Source organism: Glutamicibacter uratoxydans, from assembly GCF_006539925.1.
Lineage (GTDB): Bacteria > Actinomycetota > Actinomycetes > Actinomycetales > Micrococcaceae > Glutamicibacter > Glutamicibacter uratoxydans.
This window is the reverse complement of sequence record NZ_BJNY01000002.1, coordinates 269,957-285,759: the sequence shown is the minus strand read 5'-3', so window position 1 is coordinate 285,759 and position 15,803 is coordinate 269,957. Positions and strand designations below refer to the sequence as shown.

12 protein-coding genes are annotated in these 15,803 nt (G+C 49.0%); 8 read left to right on the top strand and 4 right to left on the bottom strand.

Annotated elements, in window-relative coordinates; all coding sequences use genetic code 11:
• Window positions 1-72 precede the first annotated feature (72 nt).
• The 6 genes from AUR04nite_RS03105 (at window position 73) to AUR04nite_RS03080 (ending at window position 7,237) form a co-directional block, all read left to right on the top strand.
• Window positions 73-1,146 carry a nucleoside hydrolase gene (locus tag AUR04nite_RS03105; RefSeq protein ID WP_141361813.1) on the top strand — a complete coding sequence of 358 codons (1,074 nt, stop codon included), beginning with the start codon at window positions 73-75 and terminating at the stop codon, window positions 1,144-1,146.
• A gap of 130 nt (window positions 1,147-1,276) precedes the next feature.
• The gene (locus AUR04nite_RS03100) at window positions 1,277-2,092 is read left to right on the top strand and encodes an ECF transporter S component (protein ID WP_141361811.1); all 816 of its coding nucleotides are present in this window, start codon (window positions 1,277-1,279) and stop codon (window positions 2,090-2,092) included.
• A gap of 2 nt (window positions 2,093-2,094) precedes the next feature.
• Window positions 2,095-2,829, top strand: a complete 735-nt coding sequence (locus AUR04nite_RS03095) for an energy-coupling factor transporter transmembrane component T family protein (protein WP_141361809.1) — start codon at window positions 2,095-2,097, stop codon at window positions 2,827-2,829.
• Entirely contained in the window at window positions 2,826-4,175 is a 1,350-nt protein-coding gene (locus AUR04nite_RS03090) for an ATP-binding cassette domain-containing protein (protein WP_141361807.1), read from the top strand. The genes AUR04nite_RS03095 and AUR04nite_RS03090 overlap by 4 nt, the downstream gene beginning before the upstream one ends.
• A gap of 939 nt (window positions 4,176-5,114) precedes the next feature.
• Window positions 5,115-6,407, top strand: a complete 1,293-nt coding sequence (locus AUR04nite_RS03085) for a DNA cytosine methyltransferase (protein WP_141361805.1) — start codon at window positions 5,115-5,117, stop codon at window positions 6,405-6,407.
• A gap of 2 nt (window positions 6,408-6,409) precedes the next feature.
• Window positions 6,410-7,237 carry an endonuclease gene (locus AUR04nite_RS03080; protein WP_246055307.1) on the top strand — a complete coding sequence of 276 codons (828 nt, stop codon included), beginning with the start codon at window positions 6,410-6,412 and terminating at the stop codon, window positions 7,235-7,237.
• 341 nt (window positions 7,238-7,578) lie between these two features.
• On the opposite strand, the gene AUR04nite_RS03075 is transcribed toward AUR04nite_RS03080, so the two are convergent.
• Window positions 7,579-8,205, bottom strand: coding sequence for a helicase associated domain-containing protein (locus AUR04nite_RS03075; RefSeq protein ID WP_141361803.1), 627 nt, complete (start codon window positions 8,203-8,205; stop codon window positions 7,579-7,581).
• Window positions 8,206-9,296: 1,091 nt separating this feature from the next.
• On the opposite strand from AUR04nite_RS03075, the gene AUR04nite_RS03070 reads away from it, so the two are divergent.
• Window positions 9,297-11,375, top strand: coding sequence for an ATP-binding protein (locus AUR04nite_RS03070; RefSeq protein ID WP_141361801.1), 2,079 nt, complete (start codon window positions 9,297-9,299; stop codon window positions 11,373-11,375).
• 9 nt (window positions 11,376-11,384) lie between these two features.
• Window positions 11,385-12,527, top strand: a complete 1,143-nt coding sequence (locus AUR04nite_RS03065; RefSeq protein WP_141361799.1) for a DNA cytosine methyltransferase — start codon at window positions 11,385-11,387, stop codon at window positions 12,525-12,527.
• A gap of 427 nt (window positions 12,528-12,954) precedes the next feature.
• On the opposite strand, the gene AUR04nite_RS03060 is transcribed toward AUR04nite_RS03065, so the two are convergent.
• The 3 genes from AUR04nite_RS03060 to AUR04nite_RS03050 form a co-directional block, all read right to left on the bottom strand.
• Window positions 12,955-13,851 (bottom strand): DUF4231 domain-containing protein, encoded by an 897-nt coding sequence (locus AUR04nite_RS03060; RefSeq protein WP_141361797.1) that lies wholly within the window; start codon window positions 13,849-13,851, stop codon window positions 12,955-12,957.
• Window positions 13,852-14,400: a TIR domain-containing protein gene (locus AUR04nite_RS03055; RefSeq protein WP_141361795.1), complete on the bottom strand. Its 549-nt coding sequence runs from the start codon at window positions 14,398-14,400 to the stop codon at window positions 13,852-13,854.
• 167 nt (window positions 14,401-14,567) lie between these two features.
• A complete protein-coding gene (locus tag AUR04nite_RS03050; protein WP_141361793.1) occupies window positions 14,568-15,800 on the bottom strand; it encodes a glutaminase in 1,233 nt (410 codons plus the stop codon).
• Window positions 15,801-15,803 lie beyond the last annotated feature (3 nt).

Genomic DNA, 15,803 nt, shown 5'->3' with positions numbered 1-15,803 from the left:
TGCTATTTCGTCGGGTTGCAGATCATTCGCGGGGCAGAATAGCAATGACGCCGAATTTCGAGGAGCAAGTACGTGGCAGAAGAAGTCGAAGGTAAAACACCTGAACGAGTTCGCCTCTTGGTCGACAACGACACAGGGATAGATGATGCACTGGCGCTCGCGTACTTGTGTGCTTGCGATCATGTAGAGATTGTTGCTGTTACCAGCACTCCCGGTAACGTTACCGCGGACCAAGTGGCCGCAAACAATCGAGCATTGCTGGAGCTTTGCGGCCGACCGCAGGTCCCGGTGTTGATTGGTGCACGCAAGCCGCTGCAGATTCCACTGGTCACTACGGAAGAAACGCACGGCCCGCAGGGCGTTGGCTACGCGATCCTGCCTGATCCTGGTGCCTTGAAGAGCGGTGAAGCTCCGGACGCGATTGACTTCTGGATCGATGCGGCAAGAGAGAATCCCGGCGAGCTGACGGCACTGCTCTGCGCACCGCTGACCAACTTTGCTCTGGCTTTGCGCAAGGAGCCGAGGCTTCCCTGGATGCTGCGCAAGGTGGTCATTATGGGTGGCGCCTTCTATTACCAGGGCAATACGACTCCAACAGCCGAGTGGAACACCCACGTGGATCCACACGCGGCGGCAGAAGTGTATGCGGCGTATACCTCGGCGGCACAGCAGGGGCTGGATGAAAGCAAGCTTCCGATAGTCTGCTCTCTGGATACCACCGAACGATTTGAAATGCAGCCGCAGTTCGTCAACGAATTGGCGCTGGCTGCAGGAGAAGCTGAGGAACACGTTCGGGCAGTGGATGTGGAAGGTACCCGCAGCACCACATTAAACCCGTTGATTAGATACCTTTCTGATGCACTTCGCTTCTATTTTGAATTCCACCGAGCCTATAACCAGGGATATATAGCCCACGTCCATGACTACTTCGCTGCAGGCGTTGCCGCAGGAACACTGAACTACGAAGTGCTCCCTGCCAACGTGGATGTTGAGACCGATTCGAAGCTCTTGTTCGGCACGACTGTCGCAGATTTTCGAGGCCTGTGGGGCAAGCCTAATAACGCTCGAATAGTCAGTAGGAATGATCCAGTTCAGGGATTCGCGGAGCTGAAGGAAAAGCTGGCAAGAATGGCCCGAAACGCATGACTTCAAACTTCAAGAGTGGGTGGTGAGCTAGACTCATATACCGGGCCAAGGTGACATAGGCCCGTGTAGCGAGTGCTCTAGCTGAACACGCAGAGCCGAAATACCGATTCCTTTGAGGATGATCTCCACCATGTCACCGAATCTCATTCTGGCCGAAGAGCATGCAGGAAGTACCCTGCGCCGCAATCTACTGGCTGTTGCTGGCACCCTGCTGCTTGTAGCTACCTATGCAGCTCTCGTGATTACGCAGCCTACGAATCTTACCGATGGATTGGGACAAGGCGTTGCGTTGGCGACGTTTGCTGCGTACCTTCTTGCCGCTCTACTACTTCTGGCCGCGGTGCTGCCGGATCTTCCGGTGTCCACCCTGACGCTGATTCCGGTGGCTCTGGCGCTGAACATCCTCTTGGGTCAGTTCGTTGGCTCGGTTATGGTGCCGCTGTATCTGGATTCAATCGGCACCGTACTTGTAGGTTTCTTGGCTGGCCGCCGAGCGGGTGCAGCAACTGGCGTCTTGGGAACCCTCATCTGGTCGCTGTTCGCTCCGACGGTACTGCCCTTTGCAGCTGGTGCCGCGCTTGTAGGTTTCTTGGCAGGCACCGCTGCAAGATTTGGGGCAGTGCGCCGCGTGTACTTGGCTCCAATAGCCGGCCTGGTCTCAGGTGTCTTGGTGGGCGTAGTATCTGCTCCTGTCGCGGCGTTTGTTTTCGGTGGCACCTCTGGCGTGGGAACCGGTGCGGTAGTTGCTGCATTCCGGTCAATGGGCGACTCCCTGCTCTCAGCGGTTACTAAACAGGCATTGATCTCTGACCCGGGGGACAAAGCAATCGTCTTCCTCATTGCTGCTCTTCTGGTTTATGCCCTGCCCGGCCGGCTTTCGCACAGCTATGAGTTTGTCCGCCGCTACAAGGTTCTTGGAAAGCGGGGAGCAAAGCAGAGCGCCTAAGCATGCCCTTCTTTCAAAAGTTGCACCCTTTCACGGTTCTATCTGTTGCCATAGCCATCGTCGCTGTGACGACAGCCATCGGCAACGTATGGGTCAGTCTTGCCGTCATTGTGCTTTGCCTGGCGGCGTCTGCCTTTGCAGGAAAGATTCTGAAACTCGTCGCGCTATCCGCCGCCATTGTGCTGCCAGCCTTCGCATCGCAGCTGCTGATCCATGGGTTGGCTTCAAGTGGCAGCTTGAAACTCACAGCTGAAGGATTATCCACAGCAACGGCGCTTGGATTGCGTACAGCGGTACTCGTTGTTGCAGGTTTGTTGTGTGCCTTGATTATTGATCGTCACCAGTTAGTCGCAGCTATCGATCTTTCGAAGGCACCGCCACAGCTTGGCTACCTGGTAGCCGCAACGCTCTTCCTATTGCCGCAATTAGCCGAACGACAAAAGATCATCGGCGAGGCCCAAGCCTTGCGGCATGTGCACTTCCGACGCGGTATTGTGGGTTGGTTCCAGAAGGCAAGAATGCAGGCGGTACCGTTGGTGCTTTCATCTTTGGAAGAAACCTCAAAGCGAGCGCCTCATTTGGCAGCTCGCGGTTTTCCGGCCAATACCCGCATGAGTCGACTCCGGACTGTACCTGATTCGCGAGTACAAAGGGCGATACGAGTCAGTGCCCTCGTCTTGGCTTTGATTGGTCCTGTGCTGATTCTGATTGGTTTGCAGTTCGGAGCCGTAGCATGAGCGATAAAACAGAAGCACAGCAGCAGTCAGGAGTTGATCTTAAGCTCCGGGGTTTTAAGTATGCCCAAGCCAAGCAACCGATACTCAAAGACCTAGAGCTGGCGCTCCGTCCTGGAACCTTGACGGTAATAACTGGCAGTTCAGGGTCGGGAAAATCTACTCTGGGGGCAATTTTGGCTGGCATGCTGCCTCGCCCAGGGCTGGACAGCCTTGATGCGACTCTCGTCGTAGACGGTCAGACTGTCGAACACACAGCGGTGAGTTCTCCCCGGATAGACACTTCGGCTTGGGCGCAGCACATTGGTTTCCTTCCACAAGATCCTGGCGAGTACCTCTCTGGAATCCGTGAGACGGTCAAAGAAGAGCTTGTGTTCTCTTTGGAGAACCGAGGTATGCCACGCGAAATGATGGAAGCGCGCCTACAGTCCGTGGTGAATCAGTTTGGTATTGCCCATCTTCTGAATAGAGATCCTGCGAAACTTTCTGGTGGCCAGGAACGGCTAGTAGCCCTGGCTGCTTTAGTCATGAATGACCCGCAAGTGCTGGTGTTGGATGAGCCGCTGGCTGGGCTCGACTCAGTAGTACGCAAGGCGGTTCTGAAAACAATAAGCAGCTTGACCATGACAGAGAAAACGGTTGTCGTTCTGGTCCGAGAGCCCATTCAGCTGTCAACGCAGGCGGATGAGGTTTTCTGTCTGACTGATAACACGTTGGCTAGTGGCATACGGACTGGAGCACCCCGAAAAGTCGATGATGCGTGGACAAAAGTGGAAGCTTACGCACGGCCAACCAGTGAGATACTATTGTCGTTTCAAACCGTTTCAGTGGGCTACGGAAAGAACAGCCCTCCGATTGTGGAGAACTTCAGCCTTGACGTGCGTGCAGGCGAGTGTGTTGAACTAACTGGTCCTAACGGATCGGGGAAGACGACCTTGTTGAAATCGGCGGCGGGTTTGATTGTTCCGATGAGAGGAAACCTCTCTCGCAATGGCAAAGTCGGGATGCTCTTGCAAAACCCGAATGATCAGTTGTTTGAACGTACCGTGCGACGAGACGTTGGCTACGGTCTGCCCAAAGGCCGGCGCTCCGCAAGCAAAATTGAGGAAGTACTTGAACAGCTGGCATTGACGGATCTATCTGACGTGCATCCTTATGAGCTTCCTATGTCGAAACGAAAACTAGTAGCTCTGGCGGGTGTGCTTGTTCACGAACCAGACATACTGCTCATGGACGAGCCAGAAGAAACCCTTGATCAGAGGGACGCTCTGACCCTAGGAAGCGCAGTACAGACGCACACTGATTCTGGAGGGTCCGTACTTCTGACAGTACATAATGCCAAGAAATAGCCTCAGAACCACGACGAAGCTCCCCACATCCCCGAATTTCAGATGCCATGGAATGATTTGAAAGTAGGGCACTCACGGACTTGACAGTCGGTTGACTATGATTCGGGTATGTGTCGGAACAGGTATTGCCAGCAGGCGTGAAAATACGAAGTGATTACTTGTGATGGTAACCCGTACCTGCGATGACAAGTAATACGTAGCGCCGAAGGTGCCTTTCACGTATCGGGCGTTAAGTCGTTGCAATCACTATGGGAAGTGATAACCGTCGTGCCCATGCCAATGGCAAAAGGGGAACGATCCAACTTTTATTGCAGTGGCGAAACTTCTTATGCTATCTCCCGACTAGGTGAATTCACCGTTCAGCAACGCGGTGAAATTGCTGCAAACACACTTGTCGGAACCATGCTGGACATAGTCCTAATGGACGCATGCCTATGGTGGAAGTAGAAGCAAACCGTGTGGGTCAGAGTGACTGGCCCGTGGCGGCGCGCAGCAAAAGGACGTCTCCTGTGTCTCCACCGACGGTGATGTTAGCGGCTATGTCGCTAAGGCTCTACGTTCGGAGGTGGATCGCGGTGTCCAGAGCGCATCAATTCAAAGCGCGCAAGACGGTACTGAACCTGTGAATGACCATCGATTCGCGTAGAAGGGAGACATCTGAATGAGCAATCCAGATAGCGATGGCGAAGTCGACTGCAGAACAGATGCAGTTTCGATGCTGGTGATCACCCATAGAACGCTTTCCGGAGCTTTTGAACGTTGGCCTAGCGACTAAATAATTTCAGGTCAGATAGAAGGATTGGGCAAAGCGCACTCATAATAGCTGCGTTTCGACGAAACGCTGGGACTAATACTCTGACTCTGGCATCATTCCGATATTTTAAAAGCTTCCCGGCGGGTCCGACGGCGAACATCGATCGTTAAAACTATTATTGAGTCATGACTCTCGATCTTCGCCGCCCCCTTGCAGTAGACCTATTTGCTGGAGCCGGAGGACTATCTTTGGGCCTGGAACAGGCCGGATATGAAATTGCTGCATCCGTAGAGTACGACCCGATTCACGCGGCAGTGCATGAGTTTAATTTTCCGTATGGGAAAACATTCTGCGCGGATGTTTCAAAGATTACTGGTGGCGAGATAAGAGAAGAATCAGAAATTGGCAGCAGAGAGATCCATCTTGTAGCAGGAGGGCCCCCTTGTCAAGGGATATCAATGATTGGAAAACGTGCAATTGATGACCCGAGAAACATCCTTCTCAAAGAATTTATCCGAGTTGTTCTTGAACTGAAGCCGAGATACTTCTTAATGGAGAACGTAGCAGGGCTAATGTTAGGCAAGCATCGTCAGTTAATCGACGAGGTTGTCGAAATGGTCGAGGCTGACGGTTATCGGGTAGTAAAACCTATCAGGGTTCTACAAGCCGCCGATTATGGAACACCGCAATCACGTAAACGCGTAATTGTGCTTGGCGCACGAGCAGATGTTGATCTACCGAAATATCCAAAAGCGTCTTACATGCCGCGAACGATCAAGGGCGTACTTCCGAAAGACAACGGATTACCGCTCGGCCCTAGCGTTTCTGATGCGTTGGCCGATCTCCCTGATGCTGACGAATTCGAGGAGCTACTGCACGACGATCTCGTAGAAAATGTCGTCTACGGCGAGGCTAGTCGCTACGCAGGGATCCTTCGCGGCACTGTGCACGACGCGACGGATTTTTCACGACCACGTCCAATTAATGGCGATGTACTTACGTCTTCAGCAAGGACCGTGCATACAAAACGATCAATTGAGCGATTCGAACAAACAGAAAACGGTACGACTGAAAAAGTAAGTCGATTTCTGCGACTCCATCCGGAAGGAATCTGTAATACGCTAAGGGCCGGCACTGCGTCAGACCGCGGTGCCTACACTGCACCACGACCGATTCACCCTAACCGTCCTCGAGTGATCACGGTCCGTGAAGCAGCAAGATTACATGGATATCCAGATTGGTTCCGTTTTCATACGACGAAGTGGAATGGATTTCGCGAAATAGGTAATTCTGTTCCCACGAGTCTAGGCAAAGCAGTAGGAGTATCAATTCTTGAGAATGATCAAATACGTCCAGTAAGAGGAAAATTAACGGAGTTGGGCAACGTTGGTTTACTATACATGACGTCAGGTAAAGCGCACGATTACTTCGGACTTACAGAGCGTGTAATTCCACAACGTGATCGGCAAGTAGGTTAAGATTGTCAACAGAGATTTCTACGGGAAAAAAACGAGAGAACCGATATCAGCAATTAGTTGCGTGGGTATTCGAAAAACACTACAAACTTGGCGATACTCATATCGAATGGAATCGCGTGGAACTCATCGAGGCCGCGAATGCTACCGGGATCGATCTTCCGAAGAATATCGGAGATGTGATTTACGCAATCAGATACCGGATCACATTCCCACAGAACATGCTGGATGCAAGCCCAGATGGAATGGAATGGGTCATTCGATCTATTGGAAGGGCAAAATACGCGTTTGATTTGATTCGAGCCCAAGTACGCGTGAGACCTAATCCAGCATTAACTGTCACTAAAATACCGGACGCAACTCCTGAAATTATCTCTGAGGCGGCGTTAGGCGATGAACAAGCACTCCTGGCACTAGTTAGATATAATCGCCTAATTGATATTTTTCTAGGTGTTGCCTCTTACTCGCTTCAGAACCACCTTCGAACAACAGCGCGAGGAGTTGGTCAAGTTGAAGTTGACGAGGTCTACGTCGCTGTTGACAGATACGGTCGCCAATATATTTTGCCAGTTCAAGCAAAAGGTGGCTCTGATGAGATTGGGATTACGCAAACAGAGCAAGATATTGCTGTATGCGCGGAAAAGTGGCCTAATTTAATCTGCCGCCCAATTTCGGCGCAGTTTGGAACTGACGGACGAATAGCTCTCTTTGAGCTTGCGGTTCAAGAAGAACAGGTCAGGGTGAGGAGGGAATCGCATTATCGATTAGTTCCTGCGAAGCAGATTACGGAAACCGACTTAATGGAATATCGGACAACAAACTCCGAAGATTAAATAGTTCGAAAATATCCGCGATCAACGACTTTTAATGAGAAAATATAACGGATCTGAAATGTTGTGAAATTATTAATCGACCATTCAAGATTCCTTATGGAACTTTTGTAGAAATCTGGCTTCTTCCTGCGTAACACAGGGCACGATAACCTTGCCATTAGCGGAAAACAGCAGGTAATTGTTTGCTAATTTTTATCTAAAGTCATATGTTTCAAATGGAACAGCCGGCCGCACTATAGAATTTTTCGAGATTGAATTCAGCGACTATGATTACAGCTTCTTAATCAGAAAGCTTTTAATTTGTTTAGTGTATGTTTATTTTTTGTCCTGAAGTGAATCATTCACCAGAAACTCCTCCAGCCTGGAAGGCATTCTTCTAGGGCCGCCAGGCGAGCATTTGTTAGTTTATTACTGGACCGCTTCTGGTGCTGATTATGCAACCATATGCCGAGATGCTTTTCCTTCACAGATGTGTAATTATGATACTTTGGGAATCTATTATTTTCGTTAACGAACTTAACGACTGATAGGAGATTACTGTGCCACAGTCTTTCGTTATTATCCTTTTCTTGATTAATTCTCCAACCTGGCAAGTCTTCTAGAAGGTGAATTTTGCCCGGTGACATCTGATTTCTTTCGAAAGAACGACGCTGCCGCAGGAGCCACTCATGCATCGAGTTCTCGTACGCAGTGCTTGAGCGTTCGGGAAGTCTTTGATTGGCTGCGTAGAATTCGATAACTTGCTTGCAGGTTTGGCGCCACCTTGTTGTTGGCCGGTCCGGATGTCTTTTGGAAAGCGCTGCTTGTGATTCGTCTTTTAGATTAGGCTCGTATTTATCTCTGACTTTCAAATGCAAGGAAACCGTAGCAACATTTGCGTGACAGTGTTCTGCAATTTCTCGAATTGTCAAACCTGCACGGTACATCATGTCCCATTCAGGGTGTCGTGATACGTTCCAACCTGTCATACTCGAGAATCGTAGACCGAGCGGTTGATAAAGTCTACGAAGCACCTAAACTCTCGAAGTACTGCGGGACAATCCTGGAAAGTTGAGAAGTCGAACACTGCTAATCGTCATCCTCACGATGACAGAAACAACGCGGGGACTCCCGCCACGCCCGTGGGCCAAGCCCCTTTCGTGGTCGTTGAAGATGTTACTGGTGGATTTCAGACCACCCTTTGAGAGAATTCAATTGTATAGGGCACATTGGGCAGAGAGCCTACAAAGTTAGCGAGCGGCACGCAAACGAATCATGGCTAGCACTACGTACCCGGTTAAATTTGAAGTTTCCGGGTAACCCTCGCCAAATTCCTGTGCCCGTAGTGTTTCAACAAGGTGATGACGATGTTCCGCGGCATCGCTGTCACCTGCGGTGTGTTGTCCGTTCGCATTTGCGACTTATTCTCATTCCACGTCAGATTCCGCCGCCAATGCAACCCATTTACGATGCCTCAGTATTTACGGATCAACCACAAATGTCCGCAGGGCAAGCCAACGTGTCGGCAACGACGTCACCGTGTGTGATCTGATAAACGAAGGCCAATTCGTTGACCCTGTTGCCTGGGATTTGCGGGTGATGTGCGTGCTTGGGCAGCGTAAGGAAAGCTGATCCCAGTCGTCACCGTCGTGCACTTGTTCGTTCGGAACATCCGACGCACCTTCTTTGTTTCCGTGGTTCGATTCCTGACCGGCGCTTAATCCCAAGGGATCTGCACCAGTTTGTCTGTCAAGTGACCGTGACTTGCTCCTTCTCTTGAGACAATGGTGTGGAATATGTCGACATTCAACGGAAGCAGATCGAGGGAGAGAGTATTGCGTAGTATTAGCGAGATGGCGTGGCGATCTAATTACCGGCTCAGTAAATCTGAATCTAGCTACGGAATCTCTGCTTGTCTCACGTTACCTAAGATGGTCCGGTATGATCGAGGAATGGACAAAGGTTCAGAGTTCACTAGCAAAATGCAGATTTTAACAAACTAACCATTCTTTAGATTGACTCATTGTAAGATCTGAATTTCTGACATAAAATTATTGTTTAGATTAAGAGGATAAAAAGGATGCAAGAAGAAGAATTTTCCTTCAGTTGGACTGCCTTGAAACTTTTAGGACGAGGTCTATATTCTAACGCGTGGAACGCACTTTCTGAACTCGTAGCTAATGGATTTGATGCTGGAGCTGACACCGTTTCGATACTTCTTGACCGACGGGATTCCGAGAATTGCAAAATTTACGTCGTAGACAACGGTGTCGGGATGAATCTAGAGGACATTCGCTCCTACGTAAAAGTCGGCAATGATAAGCGAAAAAATACGCACCGGAGCGCTCTAGTTGACCTAAATCAGGTTAATGGTCGAAAAGGAATCGGAAAGTTGGCAGCTTTGTACCTGTCTCCAGTTTTTCGCATTTATACAAAGGCCGAGGGTAATTCAACAGCGTGGATACTGGATTCCTCAAATATCGAGAATGAAGACGATCACCCGTATCTTCGAGGAACCGAATTGTTCGATATTCCATCGGAAGTATCGATCTTTTCCCAATACACAACCGGAACGCTTCTTGCTCTTGAAAATGTAGATTTACGAGGATATGGTACGGCTGCTCACCTATCCCTGAACCACCTCTTGGCTAATCAATTTTTGGTTAGCAACAGTAATGATAAAAAGATCATGCTTTCGATAATTGATGCAAAAACCAAAGTATTTGAGGGATTCGCCCAAGTAGAGAAAAATATTGCATATAGGAACTTTGCCTTCATAAAAAGCTCGTCAGGAAGCGAAACGGATATTCCGCAAGAACTCCGCGAAATGATATCGAATCCACCTAATGTTAAAATTAGGGCTCAGGGGCTTCCGGACGGGAAATATAACCACAAGGTTGAAGCTACGCCATTCAGCCTACGAAGTCGGCATAAGGAATTTGAACTTGAGAATATACCTGATGTTGATTTCAAGAATTCTACATATCGAGGAATTCCTTATTCGTTGACTGGATGGCTTGGCCTGCATGCTTCAATTAACGCAAGTGATGCCGCAATCAACGACTCGAGGTTTACTAAGAATAAGTATTTTAATCCAGCGCAACTTCGCGTCTACGTGAGAGGGAAGTTGGCGACGGATAGGCTACTTTCTCAACTCGGAATCACAAGCACTTTTCTAAACTATATAGAGGGGGAAATTTCATTTGATATATTAGATGACAATGAATTGGAAGACATTGCAACTTCTAATCGTCAGGATTTTGATGAGAATGACCCTCGTGTTACCTTGCTTCGGACGCTAGTTCGATCCATTGTTCGAGAGCTAATCACTCAGCGAACAACGCTCAGTAATAAAATTAGGGATGCGGAAAAGTCGTATAAATCTGGGGTAAATAGACGCGGAAAAGCCGCATTTTCGAAGGGGCTTGCCGAAGATTTAGAAAATTTTGACAAACTTTCAGACACTGACAGAGACGCCATTCAGAATCTTGCTACTAATAAGATCCAAGGCGAAATCGAGGCGAAGTCTGATTATTCAGTGTTTCTCTCCCATTCCAGCCGCGATGTTCCATTTACAGGGTTTGTATACGAGCTTTTGGTCAAAAAGGGCGCGAGAGATGACGAGATCTTTTACACGTCCAAACCGGGAGGCCAGTATTCGGACGCAGATTTGGGAAGTCTCGGACAGATCATTCGAAGAAGTCTGACTGATTCGAATACTTTTATAATTTACTTTAACAGTAAAAACTTTTTGGCCAGTGAATACTGCCTGTTTGAAGGAGGAGCTGGTTGGGCGACGCGTTCGGTTGGTGCCGTCGGTAAGGTTAACGTTGACTATGCATCGGTCCCGGTCTTTTTGAGTGAAAATCGACCAGAGACGAGTATTTTAGCTGGAGACACCGCGGACCTACGACCGGACCTATACCAATATCTCGTTAGAAAGATCCTTAATCCAGCTTTGGATCATCTAAACCGAGGAAGAGAGATCAAAGCCCAAGAGCTTTTACCTCTTTTCCCGGTGGCGGACTTTCCCTCGGAAGTTGATTTGAAGGAATCCGGCTCGAGATTTGAAGATTATTACGATAAAGACATAGTGAAGCACTGGCAAATACATGTGCATGATAAGTTCAGTGACTATATATCTGAATACCGGAAGTAGAAAAATTTAATGAAAGTGGCCGAATTTTTTGCCGGCATAGGATTGGCCGGTATTGGCCTCGAATCTTCAGGGTTCGACGTTGTTTGGTCAAATGACATGTCAGAAAGTAAATTTGAGATGTTCACCCAGAATTCAACATCTGATCGGAACTACCTAGTTTCGGATGTGGGATTGCTAGCAGATAGCCAGCTGCCGAAAGATATATCAATGGCTTGGGCTTCTTTTCCTTGCACAGACTTATCCTCTGCTGGGTTACGAAAAGGTATCCATCAAGGTGAGAGCTCGGCATTTTGGGCTTTCCTTAAGGTCGTTGAACGTATGGGAGATAAAAAACCGAATATTATCGCAATTGAAAATGTTCCAGGGCTAGCTCTGAATAGGGGCGGCAATGATCTTAAGGAAGCGATTAGAGGACTCAATGGTTTGGGTTATTCTGTTGATATCTTAGAGGTTGACGCGCGAAGATTTGTCCCGCAGTCGAGGGTACGAATCTTCCTCATAGGCAGTTTGACGACACATGATCTCTCGGAGGAACCTCATGAGCTCCGTCCTGCATACCTGGAAAAGTTTTTTGGTTCGGACGACCTGGTGACACATCGTGCCAAATTGCCGAACCCCCCTGCAGTACAAGACGTAGGTTTAACAGAACTGATTCAGTCGTTAGATCAGCAGGATCTTGAGTGGTGGAATGACGCAAGGGTTGAGAAATTCGAAGGTTCGTTAAGCTCGATAAATCATGACCGGCTTGCTTCGTTGCGTCAGAGTAACGAAATAACGTACCGGACAGCGTATCGTCGTATGAGAAATTCCGTTGCTCGATGGGAGATTGCTGCTAAAGATATAGCGGGGTGCCTGCGTACGGCCAGAGGCGGTTCATCAAGGCAAGCAGTTCTGGAGATTAGTAGCGACAATCTGCGTGTTCGTTGGATGACGCCTAGAGAGTATGCGGCCCTAATGGGCGTAGCTTCGTTTGATTTCGGTGATTTGCCTCGAACGAAAGTATTGAACGGGTTTGGGGATGCGGTTTGTGTGCCTGTTGTAAGCTGGCTTGCGGACGTTTATCTTTCGCCTTGGAGCAAGGTGGAAAATCGAAACCAATCTGATTTGTTTATTGAGTCGAACTGTAATTTTGGCGTACCATCTCTCGTGTGAGTTACAGTTCTATTTTTATATATTAGGGTTATTTGAATAGTTAAGTTCTTCCTTCGCCGCTTTGGTAAGTAATTGGCTTGCAAAAATATTGAATACTGACGGGTTGCTGATTGGTTTAACAGGCGTGTGTTGGAGTCGCATGTGTAACGAAGCACTACCAGAAATGTGCGGATCGGACTGCGCTCCGGGAACCAATCAAATCCATGCTCCACCGCGAACGCCCTTTTCGCTCAGACTTGTTTCGAGTCCTATTTTGATAGTTGAAAATCGAGATTAGTGTTGATCTGCGGTTCTAGATGGCGCGTGGATTTGATGTGGTTACTAGAAATAGGTAGTTCGGTACGCAGGAGAGCGTGGGATTACTCAAACAACTGACAGACTTGTTCCAAATACGTCTGCTAAACACTTTGGGTATTATGAAGAAGGGCTATCCGGTGATCTCATTTACTTCGCCTCTTGAGGCGAGCCACATCGTATGCTCACGGCTGATAGCTTCTTCTGCGTCAGCTACAGACCTGCTCCATCCTTCTTCTGACTCAATAATCTCAAGAGCATGCCTCTGTTTTTCAAGTTCTACAGCAGTTAGTGCGTATGCTGCGGACAAAGAAGTGTGTTGTTTCAGTGCTAACCAAGCAGCTCCTGCTCCAATAATTGCTGAAAGTATGCCTGCGAAGTCTATATCCCATCCGCCGAAAGCGCGTGCTGCAGCTAGAGCTATTGCTATAACTTCCGCTCCAATTAGGATCCCTCGCCATCGAACCGATGCCTTTTTGTTATTGTTTGCTTTGTCCTTGTACCAATTAAATTGTTTATTATTTCTGTATTTTAAATAGATGTTGCGACGTTCAATTAAAGATGAGGCCCTGATTTGCTTCATTGTTTCCGTCGGTGAGGATCCGTCCTCTACTAGAGGCAGTGCATTCTTTGCTATCGCACGTGATACATCACTAACTCGACTCTTGAATAGAAAGTCTGATTCCTTCTCTGGAAGGTGTGTAAAGAAGGGGTCAGCACCGACTGAATATCTCCAGCTGAGAGTTTTTACGGATTCAGCTCCAGCTCTTGCCTGATACCAGTCCTTTTCGTAGCTTCCTGTTATCAGCAGCAATTCTGCGATGAATGCCATAAGGAATCCGACTAGGCTGAATAGAGCAAATATTTCCCAACGACCGAGCGAAAAAGAAAATGCTGCGAAGATAGCGGCCGACAACGCTCCAAGAAGCCGTAATCGGTTTAGGCGCAACGTACTCTTCTGCGATTGTATGGAGGCGGTATCTGCCGCCCTAAAGTACCCTGGAAGGTCTTCGTCTTGTAGAGTGTTCATTTAGTATTCGTTCACCTGACGAAGTGGCCTAGTATTGTCGACGACCGCTGCATGGGTAACTCGGCGGTTGAAAGCATCGTCAATGATAGTTGCCAATGCACTCGCGGAGTCTGGATATTGTAAGCACTTTGCATAACCCAAGTTTCCATTCAGATTGTCATTTAGACGTGCGGGTAATTTTTTGTAGTAACTGTCTGCAACCGATGGCAGAGTAATTGCTACTAGCCCATTTCGATTACTTGTAGTGGTATTTCGAAGCGATGCTGCAATCTCCCAATCTACGAATTTTCTTCCCCAGGTGGATGCGCCGATTAGAATAACAGTTACAGTGCTTTCCCTGAGATAGAGGTCACGTATGCGCTGTTTTATGTAGGTATCATTTGTACTGCCGATGATGTCCCCATCCATGGACGCTCCGATACCACGTGAAATAAGCACGTCTTTATCGTGATCGAAGTAGTTAATAAAGTTTGCAACTTCTGCTTCGTCATCATGGTGGTATGAAATAAATGTCTTATGCCGTGTGTAAGACTTCAATATGCTTGGCATGCGGCTCCTTATTTTTCTTATCAACCCTACCCATCAATGTTGGGATTGATCTGCCGTCAGGAAATGCTGAGAACATGTTACAGGGAATTCAGAGACTCCATAAGGCTTGACAAGTTTCGTTATGCATAGGAGATAACTCATGCATTAATCATGTGGAAGGCGCGGAATCACTGAGTTTTCTGATAATCCCAATCGTCGGAGTTTACCCTTCCAAGCATCTGCCAAGGATCATGAAGCAGTACTTCGCGACCATCCAGTTTCAGCCGGCGCAGTCCTTCAAGCGCCATCCGTCGTGCAACATCGGTAAATGAGTTGACGCTCGAAACGTCTAGTAATGCGGCGTTTCGAGCGGTCGACTTTTCCATGAGGTCGAGTAGCTCGGCAGCGGTAGTGAAATGAACGTTGCCCTGCAGAGTGAACGTCTCTTTAAGGGTTTCGAGTTTGACGTCGACGACATCGAGTCGACCGTTACTCGGAGTAAATAGGTGCATTCCCATGTCTTTGGAGAGCCGTTCGAACGCTCGTTTTGCCCGCTGGCTGTTTCCATGTTTGTCGAGACGAGGCGAGAATGCGCCAATGCCCACCTGATCGGGAAGTACTCCGACAAGTCCGCCGGCAACTCCGCTCTTGGCGGGAATGCCGACTCGGGTCAGCCAGTCGCCAGCGCCGTCATACATGCCAGCCACAGCCATCACCGACATCACCTGGCGAGAGGTATCTGCATCAAGAATCCGTTCTCGGCTGCGAGGCTGCACGCCGCCGTTGGCAAGGGTCGCTGCCATCATTGACAGGTCCTCGACGGTAACCAAAATGGAGCATTGCCGGGTATAGCCGGTGACGACTTCATGGGGATCGTCAGTAAGGATCCTGTATTTCTTGAGCATGTGGGCCATGGCGAGATTGTGGTCGGCAGTCTCCAGTTCGGACTGGAATACTTTGTCGTCTATCCGCAGTTGCCGGCCAGCGAGTTTCGAAAAGAGCGTCAGAACCCTGTCGACGCGTTCCTCGGGATCTGCATGCTCGCCGAGTAACAATCCATGGGCTGCGATTGCTCCGGCATTGATCATTGAATTCTTCGGACGGTTCGTCTCAGGGTCTAGAGACAATTCGTTGAAAGCTTCTCCTGAAGGTTCAACGCCGATGGATTCGAGGACTCGGTCTAATCCGCGATCCATGATTGCAGCTGCGTAGGCAAAAGGCTTTGATATCGACTGGATCGAGAACTCTGCGTCCGTGTCGCCAGCAGAGTAGGTTCCTCCTGTGGCTGTCGTGACGGATAGTGCAAACTGGTCGGGATTCGCATTGGCCAACTCCGGGATGTAATCGGCGGTTGCGCCGGAATCATCATCTCGAAGGGTGTCGAGGACTTCATCAAGGTAATCGGGGATAGGAGTCTGCATGGG